The 18,553-nt window shown below is 33.1% G+C and carries 22 protein-coding genes; 8 read left to right on the plus strand and 14 right to left on the minus strand.

Annotation, left to right across the window (positions count from 1 at the left end; genetic code table 11):
- Positions 1 to 74 precede the first annotated feature (74 nt).
- A complete protein-coding gene (locus J0383_RS07630) occupies positions 75 to 785 on the plus strand; it encodes a HesA/MoeB/ThiF family protein (protein ID WP_207297818.1) in 711 nt (236 codons plus the stop codon).
- Here the strand turns inward: J0383_RS07630 and J0383_RS07635 are convergent.
- The 4 genes from J0383_RS07635 to J0383_RS07650 all read right to left on the minus strand — a co-directional run bounded on the left by J0383_RS07635 (position 782) and on the right by J0383_RS07650 (position 3,644).
- Complete coding sequence (locus tag J0383_RS07635) at positions 782 to 1,576, minus strand: MOSC domain-containing protein (RefSeq protein WP_207297819.1); 795 nt, start codon at positions 1,574 to 1,576, stop codon at positions 782 to 784. The two genes, J0383_RS07630 and J0383_RS07635, sit on opposite strands and share 4 nt — an antisense overlap.
- A complete protein-coding gene (aat, locus tag J0383_RS07640; protein WP_207297820.1) occupies positions 1,577 to 2,215 on the minus strand; it encodes a leucyl/phenylalanyl-tRNA--protein transferase in 639 nt (212 codons plus the stop codon).
- A 148-nt stretch (positions 2,216 to 2,363) separates the two neighbouring features.
- Positions 2,364 to 2,735, minus strand: coding sequence for a DUF3127 domain-containing protein (locus J0383_RS07645; RefSeq protein ID WP_207297821.1), 372 nt, complete (start codon positions 2,733 to 2,735; stop codon positions 2,364 to 2,366).
- 33 nt (positions 2,736 to 2,768) lie between these two features.
- The gene (locus J0383_RS07650) at positions 2,769 to 3,644 is read right to left on the minus strand and encodes a flavin reductase family protein (protein ID WP_207297822.1); all 876 of its coding nucleotides are present in this window, start codon (positions 3,642 to 3,644) and stop codon (positions 2,769 to 2,771) included.
- Positions 3,645 to 3,803: 159 nt separating this feature from the next.
- On the opposite strand from J0383_RS07650, the gene J0383_RS07655 reads away from it, so the two are divergent.
- Positions 3,804 to 4,958, plus strand: a complete 1,155-nt coding sequence (locus J0383_RS07655; protein ID WP_207297823.1) for a sensor histidine kinase — start codon at positions 3,804 to 3,806, stop codon at positions 4,956 to 4,958.
- A gap of 66 nt (positions 4,959 to 5,024) precedes the next feature.
- On the opposite strand, the gene J0383_RS07660 is transcribed toward J0383_RS07655, so the two are convergent.
- Positions 5,025 to 5,414: an HIT family protein gene (locus J0383_RS07660; RefSeq protein ID WP_207297824.1), complete on the minus strand. Its 390-nt coding sequence runs from the start codon at positions 5,412 to 5,414 to the stop codon at positions 5,025 to 5,027.
- Between the two features lie 67 nt (positions 5,415 to 5,481).
- Positions 5,482 to 5,958: a transcription elongation factor GreA gene (gene greA, locus J0383_RS07665; protein ID WP_207297825.1), complete on the minus strand. Its 477-nt coding sequence runs from the start codon at positions 5,956 to 5,958 to the stop codon at positions 5,482 to 5,484.
- A gap of 155 nt (positions 5,959 to 6,113) precedes the next feature.
- Here greA and J0383_RS07670 point away from each other — a divergent pair, with 155 nt between their 5' ends.
- The gene (locus tag J0383_RS07670) at positions 6,114 to 6,527 is read left to right on the plus strand and encodes a Rieske (2Fe-2S) protein (RefSeq protein WP_207297826.1); all 414 of its coding nucleotides are present in this window, start codon (positions 6,114 to 6,116) and stop codon (positions 6,525 to 6,527) included.
- Positions 6,528 to 6,564: 37 nt separating this feature from the next.
- On the opposite strand, the gene J0383_RS07675 is transcribed toward J0383_RS07670, so the two are convergent.
- The 5 genes from J0383_RS07675 to J0383_RS07695 form a co-directional block, all read right to left on the minus strand.
- Positions 6,565 to 8,727: a TonB-dependent receptor gene (locus tag J0383_RS07675; RefSeq protein ID WP_207297827.1), complete on the minus strand. Its 2,163-nt coding sequence runs from the start codon at positions 8,725 to 8,727 to the stop codon at positions 6,565 to 6,567.
- A 279-nt stretch (positions 8,728 to 9,006) separates the two neighbouring features.
- On the minus strand, positions 9,007 to 9,411 hold the full coding sequence (gene arfB / locus J0383_RS07680; RefSeq protein ID WP_207297828.1) for an alternative ribosome rescue aminoacyl-tRNA hydrolase ArfB: 405 nt from the start codon (positions 9,409 to 9,411) through the stop codon (positions 9,007 to 9,009).
- Positions 9,411 to 11,525 carry a DUF4301 family protein gene (locus J0383_RS07685; RefSeq protein WP_207297829.1) on the minus strand — a complete coding sequence of 705 codons (2,115 nt, stop codon included), beginning with the start codon at positions 11,523 to 11,525 and terminating at the stop codon, positions 9,411 to 9,413. The genes arfB and J0383_RS07685 overlap by 1 nt, the downstream gene beginning before the upstream one ends.
- A complete protein-coding gene (gene pnuC / locus J0383_RS07690) occupies positions 11,486 to 12,109 on the minus strand; it encodes a nicotinamide riboside transporter PnuC (RefSeq protein WP_207297830.1) in 624 nt (207 codons plus the stop codon). The genes J0383_RS07685 and pnuC overlap by 40 nt, the downstream gene beginning before the upstream one ends.
- A gap of 14 nt (positions 12,110 to 12,123) precedes the next feature.
- On the minus strand, positions 12,124 to 12,855 hold the full coding sequence (locus J0383_RS07695; RefSeq protein ID WP_207297831.1) for a geranylgeranylglyceryl/heptaprenylglyceryl phosphate synthase: 732 nt from the start codon (positions 12,853 to 12,855) through the stop codon (positions 12,124 to 12,126).
- Between the two features lie 94 nt (positions 12,856 to 12,949).
- Between J0383_RS07695 and J0383_RS07700 the strand changes: the two genes are divergently transcribed.
- From J0383_RS07700 to J0383_RS07710, 3 genes are read left to right on the plus strand one after another with little or no spacing between them, the layout of a single operon-like run.
- The gene (locus J0383_RS07700; protein ID WP_207297832.1) at positions 12,950 to 13,546 is read left to right on the plus strand and encodes a Crp/Fnr family transcriptional regulator; all 597 of its coding nucleotides are present in this window, start codon (positions 12,950 to 12,952) and stop codon (positions 13,544 to 13,546) included.
- 15 nt (positions 13,547 to 13,561) lie between these two features.
- Positions 13,562 to 13,915: a hypothetical protein gene (locus J0383_RS07705; protein WP_239023272.1), complete on the plus strand. Its 354-nt coding sequence runs from the start codon at positions 13,562 to 13,564 to the stop codon at positions 13,913 to 13,915.
- A complete protein-coding gene (locus tag J0383_RS07710) occupies positions 13,912 to 14,310 on the plus strand; it encodes a group III truncated hemoglobin (RefSeq protein WP_207297833.1) in 399 nt (132 codons plus the stop codon). Before J0383_RS07705 ends, J0383_RS07710 begins: the two co-directional genes overlap by 4 nt.
- Before the next feature lie 135 nt (positions 14,311 to 14,445).
- Here J0383_RS07710 and J0383_RS07715 read toward each other — a convergent pair whose 3' ends face one another.
- Positions 14,446 to 15,096, minus strand: coding sequence for a 4'-phosphopantetheinyl transferase family protein (locus J0383_RS07715; protein WP_207297834.1), 651 nt, complete (start codon positions 15,094 to 15,096; stop codon positions 14,446 to 14,448).
- A 306-nt stretch (positions 15,097 to 15,402) separates the two neighbouring features.
- On the opposite strand from J0383_RS07715, the gene ahcY reads away from it, so the two are divergent.
- The gene (gene ahcY / locus J0383_RS07720) at positions 15,403 to 16,719 is read left to right on the plus strand and encodes an adenosylhomocysteinase (RefSeq protein WP_207297835.1); all 1,317 of its coding nucleotides are present in this window, start codon (positions 15,403 to 15,405) and stop codon (positions 16,717 to 16,719) included.
- A 133-nt stretch (positions 16,720 to 16,852) separates the two neighbouring features.
- Positions 16,853 to 17,053: a hypothetical protein gene (locus J0383_RS07725; RefSeq protein WP_207297836.1), complete on the plus strand. Its 201-nt coding sequence runs from the start codon at positions 16,853 to 16,855 to the stop codon at positions 17,051 to 17,053.
- Positions 17,054 to 17,425: 372 nt separating this feature from the next.
- On the opposite strand, the gene J0383_RS07730 is transcribed toward J0383_RS07725, so the two are convergent.
- A complete protein-coding gene (locus tag J0383_RS07730) occupies positions 17,426 to 17,821 on the minus strand; it encodes a hypothetical protein (RefSeq protein ID WP_207297837.1) in 396 nt (131 codons plus the stop codon).
- A 71-nt stretch (positions 17,822 to 17,892) separates the two neighbouring features.
- A complete protein-coding gene (locus J0383_RS07735; protein WP_207297838.1) occupies positions 17,893 to 18,531 on the minus strand; it encodes a thymidylate synthase in 639 nt (212 codons plus the stop codon).
- Positions 18,532 to 18,553: the final 22 nt, after the last annotated feature.

Below are 18,553 nucleotides of genomic sequence, written 5' to 3' on the forward strand. Positions count from 1 at the left end.
TCAAATTCCAATCTAAAAAATTCCAAATTCCAAAATCAATCTAAAATCTAAAATCAGAAATCTAAAATTAAAACATGAGCATCATAAAAGAATTCCTTCGCTACAACAGACAAACCATTCTTCCTGAAATTGGCGACGAAGGTCAGGAAAAATTAAAAAAAGCACGTGTTTTAGTAATTGGAGCAGGCGGATTAGGCTGTCCGATTTTACAATATATTGCAACTGCTGGCGTTGGTTTTATCGGAATTATGGATTTTGATACTATTGAAATTCATAATCTTCATCGACAAATTTTATATACTGAAAATGAGATTGGCCAGCATAAGGCAATTGTGGCAAAAGAGGTAGTTTCTAAATTAAATCCTTTGATTGAAGCTGTGGCTATTAATGAAAAATTAACGGCTGAAAATGCATCTAAAATCATTCAGCAATATGATATTATTGTGGATGGTTCCGATAATTTCTCGACTCGTTATTTGGTGAACGATACTTGCGTTGAACTTAAAAAACCTTTGGTTTATGGAAGTATTTTAAAATTTGAGGGACAAATTGCTGTTTTCAACCATAACGGAAGTAAAAATCTTCGTGATCTGTTTCCAGAAATGCCAGATCCAAAAGATGTTCCAAATTGTAATTTAAATGGCGTTTTAGGGACATTGCCTGGAATTATAGGCAATATGATGGCACACGAAACGTTGAAATTGATTCTAGAATTGCCAACTTTAAATAATGAATTAATACTTTTTAATACTTTAAATTGGAATTTCACGAAATTGAATTTCTAAAAAACAACCTCATCACCAACATTAATAATTCCCGAATTTAGACTCACAAGATTAGTTCCGAATAAAACAGAATTATTTACATTTCTATATTTGCTCAAGGTTTTTAACGGTTCTTTTTTTACAATTGCTTTCTGCGGATCATTATTTACCATAATACATCTTCCGCACGGTTTTATGTTTTTAAATTGAACTTCTCCAATTGTAAAAGTTTTAAAATCATCCTCTTCGTGAGCACTTTTGGTACTTACAACAATGTTTGGACGAAATCTTTTTACGGTGATTTTTTCTTCTAATTTTCCATTTAAAAAATCAAGGCTTTCAGTTCCAATTAATAAGTACGGATATCCATCAGCTAAACTGACATTGTAGGTTTCATTTGTTTTGGAACTTTCATGTTTACGGGCTCCAATTTTATTGATTTTTACCAATCTGCATTCGATACCTAGTTTATCACTAAACCATTTTGAAGAATTTTTGCTTACTTCAAAAACCTCACTTTTATCCTCCCAAACATGCGAATTTATTGGATTTTCTAAATATTCATTAATAGAAAATTCATGCGTTTCTCCTTCAAAAGTAATTTGAATTTTATCTCCCAAAATCTCTGGATAAAATTGACTCATGATTGGATATTCTCTTTGTGTAACATGAATATTTTCAGCATTAATCAGCATCCATCTTCGGTCATTTTCAAATCCCATTTCTTCAGCTTTCGCGCTTTTTAAACTTATTCCGGCTAAACTTTTTATGGGATAAATATAAATTTCTTTTACACTGTAAACGGCACTCATTTATTCGCTTTTTAAAATGTCCATAAATTCTTCTCGATCAATTTCACGGCAGCCTAAACTGTCCAAATGTGGATTGTAAACCTGACAATCTAATAATTTATAATTCTTTTCTTCTAAATGTTTTACCAAAGATATAAAAGCCACTTTTGAAGCATTTGATACTTTCGAAAACATACTTTCTCCGCAGAAAACATGTCCTAAATCTACTCCATATAAACCTCCAACTAACTCCCCTTCCTGCCAAACCTCAACTGATTTTGCAATTCCCTGACGATTTAATTCGCAGTACGATTCGACAATATCATCTGAGATCCAAGTTCCATCCTGACCAATCCGTTGTATTTTCTGGCAGTTCGAAATTACTTCTTTAAAATTGGTATTAAAAGTAACGGTAAATTGTTTTCTATTTAAAATATTCCGCATGCTTTTAGAGATAATCAATTCATCTAAAAACAAAACCATACGAGGATCCGGCGCCCACCAAAGAATAGGTTCGCCTTCATTAAACCAAGGAAAAATCCCGTTTTTATAAGCTAGTTTTAAACGTTCTGGACTTAAATCACCTCCAACAGCCAGAATACCTTCTTCATCGGCTTCTGAAACGGGCGGAAAATATAAATTATCAAATAAGAAATACATTTTTAAAATAATCAGATTTTAAATTCCAAATTCCATTACTCTGCAATTTGGTCATTTATAACAAATTAACTCAAAAACAAAATTCCAAATCCCAGATTCACTTGAATGAATTGGAATTTGGAATTTAAAAATTTTGAGATTTACTTTCTTAGAATGGTAAATCGTCTGGTTCGTCTTCGTTTACATTTGAAGCAGGAGCAAATGTTTCTGCTGCTGGCATTGCAGGTGCTTGACCTGGAGCTTCAGATGCTAATCTTTCGATTCTCCAACCTTGAATACTATTAAAATATCTAGTTTCTCCTTGTGGATTAACCCATTCTCTTCCTCTTAAATTGATAGAAACTTTTACTGCCTCTCCTTGCTTATAGCTGCTTAATAAATCGCATTTATCTTGTGTAAATTCGATTAAAATGTGCTGTGGATACTGCTCATCTGTAGTTACTACTAATTCTCTTTTTTTGAATGAAGCACTAACTTGCTGCTCAGGATTTACCACTTTTACTTTTCCTATAACTTCCATCTTCGTCTATAATTATTTATTGTTTCTATTCATTTATTTTTTAGCTAAAAGCACTTTCCACGCTGAGATAACATCTTCTTTATCGAGATATTTTTTGGCTTCTAAATGTACTTTTTTCTGATCGTCTGAGCTTAAAACTCCTTTTACAGAAAAATTTTCTTTCACAAATATAGTAACTTCTTCCGTTGTAGGCAAGGCTTCAATGTTTCCTAATTTTCCTAAGTCATTTCCGTTAAACACAGGACTTTCCTTCACAAAATTCGGAATTGCATCTACTCCAACACCTAATGTTGTAAGTGGTTTTGCTACTTCAAATAGTCCTTGATTCGATCTCGAATACCAATTTCCTCCCAATCTTGAAACCAAATCAATTTTATGCTGATCGATTGCGCCGTTCTCGTCTAAAATCGATTCGTTGATATGAATTTTTACTACTTCACACAAAATCAGGTTTCCAGCTCCTCCTTCTGTTCCTAACGGAATAATTTGTGTAATCTTGCATTCAAATTGAACTGGAGATTCTTTTACACGATATGGTTTTACCAAATCAGACGGAATTTGTGTTAATCCGGCTTTAATAAATTCATTTACGCCGTCTCCATATTCGGTGCTAGCCAACGACGTTTGTTGTACCAAATCGTAGTTTACAACATTGATTACTACTTCTTTGGTCGCTTCGGCATTAATTAGAGTATGTTTAACGGTATTGTCACGAACACGTCTTGAAGGCGAAAAAACCAAAATTGGCGGATTAGCACTAAACACGTTGAAGAAACTAAATGGCGATAAATTAGGAATTCCTTTTTCGCTTATTGTACTTGCAAACGCAATTGGTCTTGGTCCTACTGCACTTTGCAGATAACCTTGCAGTTGTGCTGTAGGTATCTCTTTTGGATTGATGCTAATCATAATTTTTCTATTTAACCAAACCTCATTTTGGCAGTTACAAAAGTAGAGAAATGGTTTAATTTCCGAAAATAGTTTGAGCAGATAAAAACAAATCTTTTAAAGCCTCGCAAAATATAAAATGTGTTTATTTCGTTATATTTATACCTCAAAAATTAGTTTATGCGCTTTGCCGAAAGTAGAAATACAACCCGTTGGATAATCATATTCATTTCCTTTTTGATCATTTCTCTGATTCTCTGGAATACGTATACATTCTTCCAAATATTCAAAAACGAGGAACGATTAAAAATGAAGTTGTTTGTAAATGCGCAGATTACAATTGTGAATGCCGATGAAAATACGGATGTAGAACTTCCTCTACAGATTTTCAGCAACAATACTTCCATTCCTGTTGTGTTAATATTATATGATAAAGTGGTCAGCTCTAAAAATGTACCAAATGAAATTCTAAATGATCCTAAGAAAATAAAGGGATTTTTGAATAAGCTAAAAAATGAAAATGAGCCAATAACTTTTGAATATGCTCCGGGAAAGTACCAAACTTTATATTACGGAAATTCAGCTTTACTCAATAAACTAAAATACTATCCGGTTGCTTTACTGCTTATTATATTTTTATTTGGGGCTTTGATTTATAATTTCTATAAAAGCACTAAAATGGCGACGCAAAACAAATTGTGGGCTGGAATGGCGAAAGAAACGGCACATCAAATTGGAACCCCTTTATCCTCTTTAATTGGGTGGATTGAGATATTAAAAACCGAAGACATTGATCAGTCTATTACAACGGAAATAGAAAAAGATGTTGAACGTTTGCAAACTATAACCGATCGTTTTTCTAAGATTGGTTCTGTTCCAGTTTTAGAATCTCATGATATTGTTTCGGAAACTTTGAATACGTATGAATATTTGCAATCCCGTTTTTCTAAACAAGTCGAATTTACGTATCAAGCACCTCAGCAACCTCTGTTCGCATTTATAAATCCTACGCTTCACAGCTGGACAATCGAGAATTTAATCAAAAATGCCATTGATGCGATGAAAGGAAAAGGAACTTTGGATATTAAGATTGAACAGGATTCCCATCATATAAAAATTAACGTGAAAGATTCTGGAAGCGGTATCCCTAAAAATCAGTTCAGAACTATTTTTGAACCCGGATTTACAACTAAAAAACGCGGCTGGGGATTAGGACTTTCTTTAACAAAAAGAATCGTTGAGGAATATCACAATGGAAAAATCAAGGTTTTGCATTCTGAAATTGGAAAAGGAACTACTTTTCAGATTTTATATAAAATCAACAATCCAGTTTAAATAAAAAGCATAAAAAAACACCAATTCAAAATCTCGAACTGGTGTTTTTTTATACTGTAAAGTCTCTTAAAGATTTGCTTGAATATCTTTTGCTAATGCTTCAAATTCTTCTTTTGTAAGCGAAACTTTGTTTATAAAACGCATTTCATCCATATGATTCAACGGAATCAAATGTACATGTGCATGAGGTACTTCTAGGCCAACAACCGCAATTCCGATTCTCTTGCAAGGAACTGTTTTTTCTAAAGCTGCCGCCACTTTCTTAGAGAACTTCATTAATCCTAAATACAACTCGTCATCCATATCAAAAATCTTATCGATTTCTTGTTTCGGAATACAAAGCGTGTGTCCTTTTGCATTTGGGTTTACATCTAAAAAAGCCAAATAGTTATCGTCTTCCGCTATTTTGTATGCTGGAATTTCTCCGTTTACTATTTTCGTGAATATTGATGCCATTGTTTATTCGTTTATTTGGTTAATCGTTTAACCGATTTAACGATTCAACGGTTAAACTATAAAAAATTTATTCTCTTGTGATTTCAAGGATTTCGAATTTCAAAGTACCGTTAGGAACAGTGATTTCAGCAATTTCGCCAACAGATTTCCCAAGTAAACCTTTTCCAATAGGGGAAGTAACTGAGATTTTTCCAGATTTTAAATCGGCTTCACTTTCTGCAACAAGTGTATATTTCATTTCCATTCCGTTGCTTTGGTTTTTAATTTTCACATTTGAAAGCACCAAAACTTTAGAAACATCTAATTGTGATTCGTCAATTAATCTTGCGTTTGCATACACTTCTTCAAGTTTAGCAATTCTCATTTCTAATAAACCCTGCGCTTCTTTTGCAGCATCGTATTCAGCATTTTCAGATAAATCTCCTTTGTCTCTTGCGTCTGCTATATCTTGAGATGCCTTAGGACGCATTACACTTTTTAAATGCTCTAATTCATCTTTTAATTTTTTTAAACCGTCTGCGGTGTAATAAGATACTTTACTCATAACTTCATCGTTTATATAAATAGAAAAAATCCCATCGGGACGGGATTTTGTATTACAAATATACTATTATTTTTAATAGTACATAATTATATGTTAATCATATAAAAATCAAATCTAAATAAATTATTTTTGTTTCACTAATTCTTATTAAAATAATGAAAAAAATCTGGCTTTTAATCGTCTTTGTTTGTGTCCTTTCTGCTTGCAGCGAAAGTGACCGTAATAATAAAAACCCTTATATACCAAGCTATGCCGTTAATTTATCTGTAGATATGAATCTTCCTTTGTATTCTAATCTTAAGTATGCAAGTAATGGTGTTATTGTTCCAAATTATGGTGCAAAGGGAATTATTATTTTTAATACCGGAAGCGGATACAATGCCTTTGACGCTGCCTGCCCAAATCAGGAAATCAGTTCTTGCACGGCCATGACAATTGACGGTATAAATGCTGTATGTTCCTGCGACAAAACTTCTTACAGTTTATTTACAGGACTAGGAAATAAAGAATATCCTTTAAAACAATATAAAGTTCAAGTAAGCGGAACTGTAATTCACGTTTACAATTAAAACATAAAAAAAGCCTGAAATTCAGGCTTTTTTTATTTTAGAATTTCAGACTCAATCCAGCTAAGAAATTAATTCCTGCCTGCGGATAATAATAGGGATAGATATCCCACATCGCTCCGTTTGAAACATATTTTTTATCTAAAATATTATTTACCAAACCCGTAATCGTAATAGATTTAAATACTGATTTTGGTTGTATTTCGTAAGAGATATTCAAATCGTTTACAAAGTAATCAGCTAGTTTTGCCGAAGGTAATTCGATATTATTCATATACTGTTCTCCTACATATTTTTGTAATAATGAAATATACAATCTGTCAATAGGTTTGTAAACAATAATATTTCCTGCAATTACTTCTGGAGAATAGGCAATTTTAGTTGTTCCATAATATTGTCCTTCTACAGCCAGATCAACATTTTTATTACTGCTTAAAGTAAAGTTTGGTCGAAGTGTGAATTTTTCTGAAAGTAAAATAGTGGCATCAAATTCAAAACCTAAACGATAACTTTTCTCGGTATTGGCACGAATTGGGTTTCCAACATCATCTAATCTTCCTGTTAAGATTAATTGGTCTTTGTACCCCATATAATAAAGGTTAGAATTCAACTGAAATTTCTCTGAATTAAATCTCCATCCAAATTCAAAATCGTTTAATTTTTCAGGTTTTACATTTCCGCCTTCATAATCGGTTCTGTTAGGTTCGCGATTGGCACGAGCGTACGAAAAGTATAAGGTATTTTTTTGGTTGATTTCGAAATTTAATCCTGCTTTTGGATTAAAGAAATCAAAAGTATCATCTACTATACCTGTTTCATAGCTATTGGCTTTGTAATGAACTCTACGATATTGTAAATCACCATAAAAACTCAATTTTTCAGTTAATTGATAATTGGCTTTTGCAAAAATATTTCCATCTGTTTTTGTTGAGAAATCATCATAATAATGATCTCCAAGTTCTGATTGTGATGCGTATCTGGCCCAGATTACTTTTCCGTAATGATCGCCTTCGTATTTGTTCCAGCCTCCGCCAAAAATAGCGTCTAGTTTTTCTTCTTTATATTTTACTGAAAAGGTTGTTCCGTAAAAATCATTGTCTAACCATTTCTGACGTACTAAATCTGTTGTGGTAATAGTTCCAACAGGATTTAGATTGTAATCAGACATTTCAGCATCTTCTTTGTAATTTTCGTAATATCCCTGACCTTTTGTGTAATGAAAAGCAAGATTTGTACTCCATTTATCCGAAAGTGATTCGCTCCAATGCAGCTGATAATGGTTTTGTTTGTAATTATCAGTTTCATTATCATAAAAACGAACATTTCCAGCCTCATCTGTATACATTCCAGCCGAATTGAATGTTCGGTCTGAATTTAAGGTTTGAGCATCAATTCCGTTCCAAGATTGGTATGTTTTTTCGGTTCCGCCAAAAACCAAAGCTTTGATTAATGTGGTTTTCCCAACATACGTTCCTTGAAGGAAATACGATTTCAAATCAGAACTTGCACGATCAACATATCCATCAGATTTAATGGCAGACAAGCGTCCAGCAACTTCAAAATGATCATTTAATAATCCTGTACTGAATTTTACGGTGTTTTTCATCGAGTTAAAACTTCCGTAAGAACTTGAAATTTCTCCATTGGCTTTAGAAGCATAACTATCAGTCAGCATATTTAAACTGGCACCAAAAGCACCTGAACCATTTGTTGATGTTCCAACACCACGCTGCAGCTGAAGACTTTCGACAGAAGAAGCAAAATCAGGCATATTTACCCAAAAAGTTCCCTGACTTTCAGCATCGTTATATGGAATCCCGTTGATGGTAACGTTTACACGAGTTGCATCGCTTCCGCGGACTCTGATTCCAGTATACCCTATTCCGCCTCCTGCATCAGATGTTGTAACCACCGAAGGAAGATAGTTCATTAAAACTGGAATATCTTGACCCAGATTTCTGTATTTAATCTCTTTTTTATCCATATTACTAAACGTAACTGGTGTTTTAGAAGTCACACGAACTGCCGAAACCAAAACCTCATCAAGAGAATTTACTTTGGTAGAGTCTTGCTGTTGTGCAAAAGAGAATAGAGGAAAGAAAATAGAAGAAAGAAATAAAACAGACGACTTTTGGATCAGCTTTGAACCTTTGCGCCTTTGCAGCTTTGTACCTTTAAAAGTACCTTTAAATAAAGTTTTCATTCGTAAAAAATTACGAATAAAAGGGGGAATTATTCTTTTGTTAAATTAATAAATGTGTTTCACGACAAAATAAAGTGTGCACGCTCGATAGTGTCGTTTTCCCTTAGCAACATTACTCGCTCAGGTTCTTTGGGTATGATCTCAGCTCGTTATTTAGAGCACCCCTTTGAGACAGTGCAAAGGTAATGTTAAAATATTTAAAACTCCAAAAAAGAAATTCCAAATTCCATTGAAATGCTTTTAAAGCTGTTTTTGGAATTTGGAACTAAGTATTGGGATCTAATCTAAATTTGGTTTTTTGCGGGATTGTTTTAAATCAGAAAGATTCTTTTTATCCTTGATTCTTTTTTTGATTACAGACTTTGGAACTTTTGTAGCTTTTCTAACCTTTGGAACATACAATCCCTTTTTAAGGATTTCAAAAAATCGTTTGGTGACAATTTCTTTATTTTTGAGCTGGCTTCGGTCTTCGTCACAATTTAAAATCAAGATGTTTTCTGAAGTTAATCTTGCCGATAAATTTTCTTTTAATAATAACTTTTCATCATCAGATAACGCTTGTGAATTTTCGAGATCAAAAGACAAAATGACTTTTGATGAAACTTTGTTCACATTCTGTCCGCCCGCACCACTGCTTCTAACGGCTTTAAAGTTTAATTCTGATATGATTTTATCGTTATCCATTATTGTGGCTGATGTGCCGGTTTTAATAAATCATTTACCGTTTTTACAGGATTAAAAGTGATAAGCGGCACTGCAACAAAAACGGTCAGCCAATTTGCCATCGAACCATTCCATAATCCTGGAAGCTCGTAACTTCTTACTGGTTTTCCTTCAACACTTTTTTCAACAATAAATCCAGATTTATGATCTACAAATTCTTTTAAATCAAATTTCTGCCCTTTATAATTTTTAATTCCGCAGACCAAGTCTACAGGATTAAAATGTGTCGCTTCTTCGAGAATTTCCCGTTGTTTTTTATTTGATAAATCTACTTGAGAAGCTTCCACAATTTGAAGTGATATTTCTCCTTTTCGATTCATTATCCAGAACGGTCCTCCACCGGGTTCGCCTTCATTTCTAACCATTCCACAAACTCTGATTGGGCGGTCTAATACTTCTTTAATTTTGTTTATTTTATTTTCAAAAGTGAATTTATGAAAGTCTTTTCCTAATTCAATATTCAGCTTTTTCGATAAAAACTCAGTAAGATCAGACAAAGAATCTTCATTTATCTGTTGGTCTTCAATAACTTTTAAATATTTAAAAACTTTTTGCTGTACTTCAATCAACACTCCGCCTAAAGCTTTTTTATATAAAGTAATTTTATCAATATGGTTTTGGATTACATTATCGATGTTTTTAATAAAGATTATATCTGCATTCAAATTATTTAGGTTTTCAATTAAAGCTCCGTGTCCGCCCGGTCTAAAGATTAGATTTCCATTTGAACTTCTAACGATCTTATTTTTGGCATCAACATTTATCGAATCTGTACTTTTATTTTGATAAGAATACCCAATATTTATTTGTATTCCTGAAGGCTTTTCAATTTTCTCTCTTACTTCATCTACGGCTTTTTCAAATAAATTTTGATGAATTTCTGAAACGGTAAAATGAAGATTTGAAACATTCTTTGATGTTGCATAATGTACACATTCATTTAAATGTTCTTCAATTGGATTTGCAATATGATCGACATACTGATGAAATGGTAAAACTGCCTTCGGTTTATTGGCCGAATTAAAATATTCCGGCGACAATAATAATTTTATGAAATAATAGTTTTTAAAATCTCTCTCTAAACTTTCAAAATCAGGATAAATTTCTCTTAGTTTTTTATCTACCTCATCAAAAAACGGAAATTTCTCCATTCCAATAATAAAAATAGCAAGTTCTTTATCGTTATTTCGATTGATATAGGCATTTATCGTTTCCTTTTTAATGTCAAAATCATTTAAAAAGGCTGTTAGAAATTTATACATTCGGGTTGCAGCACCTGAAGCCGGAACAAATTTTTTGATTTTTAATTCCTCTTTTTGGCTGTCAAAAAAGGCTGCTTTCCTTTCAAAATCTGATTCTGTTAAACTTAAAATACCATTATTTACAGTAGCTGGACTTATTAAGTTACTTTTAGCAATTCCTTTTTTGAAAAATTTTAATTGTTTTAAAATATCATCAGAAGAGATTCCGTGATTATAAATTTCAACAAAGTCTTTTGAGGACAATCCTTTTTCTTTCAAAACACTCAAGGCATCAATAATAGCTGTTGCTTTTGCTAAACGGCTTTCTTTATTTCCAGAAAGTGTTATAAAAGGTTTTTTAGTATCTATTAAAGTTTGTTTGAAAACAGAAAATACAGTTTCTCTTCCTTCAGCTTTATCCCTAATATCATCTTTTTCCCAAGGAACATCAATATTCGTTAAAAAGAATAAATCATAATCGTGTTCCAATGCCGCTTCATTTAAAAGCGGATCGCAAAAACCATAATATACTTCCGAAAAAACTTTGGTAACCATTAAATTGGTATCACAGAACAAATATTTTTTAGCCGAAGAAAGCTTTTCATTTTCCAATGCCACTTGTCCGTACGCAATAGGCATCATATCATCGGCATTACAAACATGCTGGTTTTCTTCCCATTTTTTTTGCAGATAATCACGTGCAAATTCAGGAACCCATTCGGTTTCATAATACTCTGCAAGCTGTTTTGCTAAAGTCGTTTTGCCTGTACTTTCAGGACCAAACAAAGCAATTTTTATGATATTTGTTTTTTGCTGTCTAAGATTTTTCTCCATTCTAAATAAGCTGAAATAGCTAAAATTGTAAAAATTAAATATTGAAGTGACAACATCCCTAAGCCGCGATGAGCATAAAGAGGCACAACAATAATATCACCAATGATCCAGAGTGTCCAGTTTTCTATTTTTTTTCTGGCCATGTACCACATCCCTGCAAAGAATATTCCTGATGAAATCATATCTACATAATTGTCTTTATGAATTTCGTAATCAAAATATTTATAAATCCCGAAAACTACAAAAACGGTTACAATAAACAGTAAGAACCCTATTATTTTTTCATTAAAAGTTGTTCGGGTAATGGGAAGATTGTCTTCAACTGTTCCTCCTTTTGCCCACATATACCAGCCATATATACTCATAATTGAGAAATAAGCATTAATAATCATGTCTCCAATATATCCGGCAATATATAAAAGATATACTGAAATTACTGTTGCAATTAAACCCGTTGGATATACCCATATGTTTTCTTTTTTAGCAAACCAAACGCTTAAAATACCGCATACAAAAACCAAAAATTCAAGTATAATATGCCACAATGGAGCATTTTTATAGCTTTCTAAAAAAAAATCAATCATAAGAAACTTTAGGTTTAAGATTCAAAAAAATGGCTGTCATTCTCAAAAGCAGTTCCAATTACCACTAAATCAGCACCTGCTTTATAGGCATTTTGAATTCCGTGCAAATCTACAATTCCTCCGCCAACAATAATAGGAATTGTAATGTTTTGAGCAATCAGCGAAATCATCTCTAATGGCACTGGTTTTTTAGCACCACTTCCAGCTTCTAGATATATGAGTTTACTGCCCAGCATTTCTCCTGCTTGAGCTGTTGCCAAAGCCAAAGCTAAATTTTCACGATTGAGTGGTTCAGTTTTACTAACGCGCGCTACAGCAGTTTCGTTGCCACTTTCTATTAAAATATATCCTGTAGAAATGACTTCCAGATTTGTTCTTTTCAAAATTGGAGCTGCTTGAACCTGATATTCAATTAAATAATCTGGATTACGTCCTGACAATAATGATAGAAACAAAATAGCATCTGCTTGCGGAGAAATCTGCGAAGGATTTCCAGGAAAAATAACAACCGGTAGATTTGTTTTTCCCTTTAACTGTGCAATTAAATCTTCTAAAATAGTACTTTGAACAATACTTCCTCCCACAAAAATATGGGTTGCAGGCGATTGGTTTATTTTAAGTAATAAATGATCTAAGTTTTCCCAAACTATTTTATCAGGGTCCAAAAGTATAGCTAATAATTTCTCGCCTTTACTTTTAGCGTCTAAAATTTGCTGATGGATATTGGTACGTAATTTTTGTTCCATAATGGCTGTAAAAGTAAAGTTTTTGCTGTAGAAGAACTATTTTGAATGAATTATATTTGTAAAGTCTCTATAACCAACTCGAAGACACAAATCTATGATTGCTCCTGAATTACTAAAAAAATACGGTGCTGTAAAAAAGTCTTTCGGCAAAAACGAAATTATTTTTGAAGAAGGAAATCTGCCATCCTATTATTATCAAATCATTTCGGGCGAAATTAAAATGAGTAACTATAATGATGACGGACGAGAGTTTATTCAAGGCATATTTTATAAAGAGCAATCTTTTGGTGAACCGCCATTATTTCTAAACCAAAAATACCCTGCCAATGCTATTGCGGTTGAAGACAGTGAAATCATGCTTCTGCCAAAACCTGCATTTATGAAATTATTAGATGAAAATTCTTCTATCAGCCTTAAAATTATCGAAAATCTTGCACAGCGTTTGTATTATAAATCGGTTATGGCAGCTGAGATTTCGACACACGAACCAGAACACCGTGTGTTAAAATTAATCGATCATGGAATTGCTTATTTTAATTTTCAAAAAGATACAAATGGTTACCTGATTAATTTTACCCGTAAGCAAATTGGCGATTTAACTGGTTTACGAGTAGAAACGGTCATTAGAGCCATAAAAGCATTGGAGAAAAAAGGCGAATTGAAGATTATTAACCGAAAAGTATACAGATAAAAAAGTTCTTGTTTTATGATTTTAATCATAAAATGGAGCGGAAATGTGGACGTACCTTTGTCATATAAAAATCTGAATATCATGACACTATACCACACAACATTCGACATTTTCAACAAAAATTATATGGGTTCTGCTGCAATGGCAGTAATTGGACAAAGCTGTTTAGGAGGCGCTGCAGCCATGTACGTTTTAGCAAATGGAACTTCAATCCCGCAAATGATTCAGCTGGCTATTATCGTTTTGGCCTGTATCTTTGTAAACACTTCAATTTTGGCTCAAATGAAACATAAAGTAGTTTTTAATCTTTTAATTCTGAGTTCAGTATTAAGTGTATTATTTATTCTTTTAAACACAATTTTTCTGTGAAAAAACAAATAGAAAATAGAGCCGATATTACTTTTCTAGTAAATACATTTTACTACAAAATAAGAGCCGATCAAGAAATCGGCTTTTATTTTAATGAAATAATTACCGATTGGGATTTACACCTAGAAAAACTAACTGATTTTTGGGAAACCAATTTATTTGGTGTTCGTAAATACAAAGGAAATCCACATGCTGTTCATAATGAAGTTGATGCTCATTTTGATGAAAAAATCACGGCAAATGAATTCGGAATCTGGCTTAATCATTGGGCTCAGACACTAAACGAACATTTTGAAGGCGAAAATGTGGAAACTTTAAAAAGGCGCGCTAGAAAAATGAGTACTTTTTTATATATGAGTATGTTTCAGCATCGTCAAAAAGAAAGTGAAGTTTAAATGTCATTTCGAGAAACGAAGCAAACATCCAACTAACTTATCTAACAAATGGCGGAATTTCTTGTGCGACTTCTCCTTTCGGCGGAATGACAACATTCCCAAAATTGGAATTTGGAATTTGAAAAAATTTGGAATTTATTTTTCAAAAGCATAAACCAAAGTAAACTTACCATCAAAATTATCAGATTTGATTTCTTGGTAATGCACATCAAAATCCTTAATCAAATCATCAAAATGAAGACTTGCGTGCGTTTGGGTTTCTTCTAAAGAAAAATTATCTACGTTGATATGGTCTTTAAAACTGATTCCTTTTTCATTTCTGATTTTAAAGATCGCCTCTTTTGCTCCCCAGATTACGGTAAGTTTTTTTATGTATTCTTCGGTAGATGATGGATTTAAATAATCACATTCAAAATCTGTAAATTTATCTGCGATTCTCTGAATTTTTTCGCGTTGTAATTCCATATCAATTCCAACGGTTTCATGACTTATAATTATGGCCGCAAAATGATAGGAATGCGTAATTGAAATATAATTATGACAATCAAAATAGGGTTTGCCAAATTCGTCATAATGCAGATCTTTATCTGTAAAACCCATTTCCTGAATCAGCATACGAACACTCAAAAAAGCACGTTGATGCATTTGAGATTTCATTCCGTCTAATCTTTTCTGTGTTTTTTCTTTTAAAGTTACACAACTATACAGTTCATCAAAAGATTCTGTTATTTCCCAAATTAAAATTTTAGTTGTTTCGTTAAACTGTATGGTCTGAAATAGAGGCATTTCTTTTTAATTCTAAATGATGAGTGGTTAATTGTAATTTTTTTTAACCATATAAGTGATATAAGAAAATATAACTTTGGGGTTAAAATATCTCTTAAGTAAATTTAAGCAATTCTCTGTAAAGGTTTATAGTTAAGATCTTTTTTAAATGAACTTATATCTCTTATATGGTTCAAAACATTTTTTAAACTAACATTCTAAAGATTAAGAAATTAAAGATTTCACAAATCTTACAGAAAATAGTAAAATTCAAAAGCTATTCCTTAAATTTGCAAAAAATTTTACAATTATACAAATATAATATAAATGAGTACTACAACTACGCCTTATGTGGCTTTCAAAGTAAAAGACATTTCTCTAGCAGCTTGGGGAAGAAAAGAAATTGAACTAGCTGAAGCTGAAATGCCAGGTTTAATGGCACTTCGCGCTGAATACAAAGACGAACAACCTCTTAAAGGTGCGCGTATCGCTGGATGTTTACACATGACGATTCAAACTGCTGTTTTAATCGAAACTTTAATTGCTCTTGGTGCAGAAGTTACTTGGTCTTCTTGCAACATTTTCTCTACACAGGATCAAGCTGCTGCTGCTATTGCCGCTGCTGGAATCTCAGTTTATGCTTGGAAAGGTTTAAATGAAGAAGAATTTGACTGGTGTATTGAGCAGACTTTATTCTTTGGCGAAGACAGAAAACCATTAAATATGATCTTAGATGACGGTGGAGATTTAACTAACATGGTTATCGATCGTTACCCAGAATTAGTTCCTGGAATTAAAGGTCTTTCTGAAGAAACTACAACTGGTGTTCACAGACTTTACGAAAGAGTAAAAGCTGGAACTCTTCCAATGCCTGCAATCAACATTAACGATTCTGTTACTAAATCTAAATTTGATAACAAATACGGATGTAAAGAATCTGCTGTAGATGCTATTCGTCGTGCAACTGACTTAATGTTAGCTGGAAAAAGAGTGGTTGTTTGTGGATACGGTGATGTTGGAAAAGGAACTGCAGCTTCTTTTAGAGGTGCTGGTTCTATTGTAACGGTTACTGAAATCGATCCAATTTGTGCTTTACAAGCTGCAATGGACGGTTACGAAGTTAAAAAATTAGATACTGTAATTGCTAATGCTGATATCATCATTACAACTACAGGAAATAAAGATATCGTTGTGGGAAGCCACTTCGAAAAAATGAAAGATAAAACTGTTGTTTGCAACATCGGACACTTTGATAACGAAATTGATATGGCTTGGTTAAACAAAAACCACGGTGCTTCTAAAATCGAAATCAAACCTCAGGTTGACAAATATACTATCGCTGGAAAAGATATCATCATTTTGGCCGAAGGTCGTTTAGTTAACCTTGGTTGTGCTACAGGTCACCCAAGTTTCGTAATGAGTAACTCATTTACAAACCAGACTTTAGCTCAAATCGAATTATGGAACAACAGCGCAGCTTACAAAAACGAAGTTTACATGTTACCAAAACATTTAGATGAAAAAGTAGCTGCTTTACACTTAGCTAAATTAGGTGTTGAGCTTGAGGTTCTTAGAGAAGATCAAGCAGCTTACATTGGTGTTGAAGTTCAAGGTCCATTCAAACCAGAGTACTACAGATACTAATCTTACTTTTAGCACTAATAAAAAAAACCTTGTAATAAACACAAGGTTTTTTTTTGAAAAAAGTGTTGACATTAACAAACAAAAAAATTGATAATTTTTAATTGACTCTACTTTACCAAATAATAATTTAAAAATGAAACTTAACCATTACATTACATTAATAATTTTAACCATATCTGCAATCGCTTGTGAAGACGGAACAGATGGCACAAACGGACAAGAAGGAAAAAAATCATTAGTAAATTTAGATATTGAAGCTAAGGGAGCGAATTGCTCTACAGGAGGTTTGAAAATTACTTCTATAATCGAAAAATTGAAATGTACACAAATATAAATTGAAATGTTCATTTTTTGACGAAAGAAATATACATTTGACATCTGCAGTGGACAAACGGCAAAGTCTGAAAGTCGTAAGGCGAACATAGGCGATGGCAACATTGAAGGACTATGGTATTATAAGGTTCAAATCCTTATCTGCAGGACAAATAAAAAGCCAATGTTTCTTTAACATTGGCTTTTTTCGTCCTTTCATGTAGCGTTGCATGGCATTATCCTGACGGCGTGTTGATGTTTCGCTAGACTTTTCCTTTTTCAAAGATACAATTTAAACACCTTTTAAACAAGCTTTAAAAGCTCCAAAAAAAATGTAAAATTAGGGTCCTTTTTTATGCTTAAAATTTGGCTAACTCGTTACATTTCACTATCTTTAGAGTGTGTTAGAATTGTCCTTTTCATCTGGGTAACGTCTGTCACACCAACCCGGTTTATCAAAATCAGGCTGGTCTTTTCCTAATGGCTGAGGCTTTTTCGCATACGCCTGAATCACCTGCTGAGGCTTTCCATACATTACAGTACGCCTGTAGTTCTCTTTCGCATTTGGTTTTAACGCCACACCGTTTGTGATAAATTCATACTCTAAACGCAGGTGATCTAAAACTTTTGTAAAGTTTACAAAAACACTGTAGTCCTTACTTAACGAATCGTGCAGAATACTTCCATGCAGCAATAATCTTGTGAGGCCTCTGTAGCCGATTGATGTCGGACGCAGGTTTGACGAAAACAGTAAATGATAATCGATTTCTAATTCTTCCTGGGGTGTCATGATCTAATAATATTTAACCATGCAAAATTAATTAGGTCCTGCAGTATCTGATTGTCTCAAATTGTATCAAATTACCCCACGTTTAAGTTAAATTTTACTGATTCACCTGCAAGCAGCTGCTTTGTGAGGTCTAAATTGTTCTCATAAATATGAACATTCGCCAGAAAAAGAGTGATGCTTTTTAATTTGAGGTCGATTTTCTTGCTTATAAGATACAAATGATAGATATCTGAAGGCAAACCTAGATTAGCGTCAGAACTGCGCTGATATGCGCTTAAAATCAGTTTGTCGTTTTCTTTCTGGAATTGTATGAGACTTAAACACGGCTGCTGGTTGCTTTCAGTATCATTTGCGCCTAAATACAATACATAATTCTTTGACGGCCGTTTCTCCTGGTTGATCTTATCAATTAGTTTCGGCAGTTTTTCAAGATACGTCGGGTAGCTGTTAACCAGTATGGGTCCGCAGTAGTCCCACCAGCTTACACCGATCTCGCGGTACTTTTCCGTTGATCTTTCACCGGCCATGAAAAGCGATAATTCATCTTTTAATTTTTTCTTTGCAACCGCGTGGCCTTCGAAGAGTTCCAGCAGATCAATCGGCTTTAATTCTAAAACCTGGTTTTTCAGGTCGGTTATTTTTCCTTTTTTGTTATCCTGGTGTTTTCCTTTGGTGATAATTTTATTTAGTATCTGGTGATATTTGTTCATTTTTTTAATTCTGTTGTTTTTT

Source organism: Flavobacterium endoglycinae (assembly GCF_017352115.1).
Classification (GTDB): domain Bacteria; phylum Bacteroidota; class Bacteroidia; order Flavobacteriales; family Flavobacteriaceae; genus Flavobacterium; species Flavobacterium endoglycinae.

Bases quoted from the DNA above. Each gene is read 5' to 3' on its own strand.
- aat (WP_207297820.1), bottom strand. From the start codon at position 2,215: ATGTATTTCTTATTTGATAATTTATATTTTCCGCCCGTTTCAGAAGCC.
- J0383_RS07715 (WP_207297834.1), bottom strand. From the start codon at position 15,096: ATGCCTCTATTTCAGACCATACAGTTTAACGAAACAACTAAAATTTTA.
- J0383_RS07695 (WP_207297831.1), bottom strand. From the start codon at position 12,855: ATGGAACAAAAATTACGTACCAATATCCATCAGCAAATTTTAGACGCT.
- J0383_RS07735 (WP_207297838.1), bottom strand. From the start codon at position 18,531: ATGAACAAATATCACCAGATACTAAATAAAATTATCACCAAAGGAAAA.
- pnuC (WP_207297830.1), bottom strand. From the start codon at position 12,109: ATGATTGATTTTTTTTTAGAAAGCTATAAAAATGCTCCATTGTGGCAT.
- J0383_RS07685 (WP_207297829.1), bottom strand. From the start codon at position 11,525: ATGGAGAAAAATCTTAGACAGCAAAAAACAAATATCATAAAAATTGCT.
- J0383_RS07660 (WP_207297824.1), bottom strand. From the start codon at position 5,414: ATGGCATCAATATTCACGAAAATAGTAAACGGAGAAATTCCAGCATAC.
- J0383_RS07635 (WP_207297819.1), bottom strand. From the start codon at position 1,576: ATGAGTGCCGTTTACAGTGTAAAAGAAATTTATATTTATCCCATAAAA.
- J0383_RS07650 (WP_207297822.1), bottom strand. From the start codon at position 3,644: ATGATTAGCATCAATCCAAAAGAGATACCTACAGCACAACTGCAAGGT.
- J0383_RS07725 (WP_207297836.1), top strand. From the start codon at position 16,853: ATGAAACTTAACCATTACATTACATTAATAATTTTAACCATATCTGCA.
- J0383_RS07645 (WP_207297821.1), bottom strand. From the start codon at position 2,735: ATGGAAGTTATAGGAAAAGTAAAAGTGGTAAATCCTGAGCAGCAAGTT.
- arfB (WP_207297828.1), bottom strand. From the start codon at position 9,411: ATGGATAACGATAAAATCATATCAGAATTAAACTTTAAAGCCGTTAGA.
- ahcY (WP_207297835.1), top strand. From the start codon at position 15,403: ATGAGTACTACAACTACGCCTTATGTGGCTTTCAAAGTAAAAGACATT.
- J0383_RS07675 (WP_207297827.1), bottom strand. From the start codon at position 8,727: ATGAAAACTTTATTTAAAGGTACTTTTAAAGGTACAAAGCTGCAAAGG.
- J0383_RS07700 (WP_207297832.1), top strand. From the start codon at position 12,950: ATGATTGCTCCTGAATTACTAAAAAAATACGGTGCTGTAAAAAAGTCT.
- greA (WP_207297825.1), bottom strand. From the start codon at position 5,958: ATGAGTAAAGTATCTTATTACACCGCAGACGGTTTAAAAAAATTAAAA.
- J0383_RS07730 (WP_207297837.1), bottom strand. From the start codon at position 17,821: ATGACACCCCAGGAAGAATTAGAAATCGATTATCATTTACTGTTTTCG.
- J0383_RS07670 (WP_207297826.1), top strand. From the start codon at position 6,114: ATGAAAAAAATCTGGCTTTTAATCGTCTTTGTTTGTGTCCTTTCTGCT.
- J0383_RS07705 (WP_239023272.1), top strand. From the start codon at position 13,562: ATGATTTTAATCATAAAATGGAGCGGAAATGTGGACGTACCTTTGTCA.
- J0383_RS07655 (WP_207297823.1), top strand. From the start codon at position 3,804: ATGCGCTTTGCCGAAAGTAGAAATACAACCCGTTGGATAATCATATTC.
- J0383_RS07630 (WP_207297818.1), top strand. From the start codon at position 75: ATGAGCATCATAAAAGAATTCCTTCGCTACAACAGACAAACCATTCTT.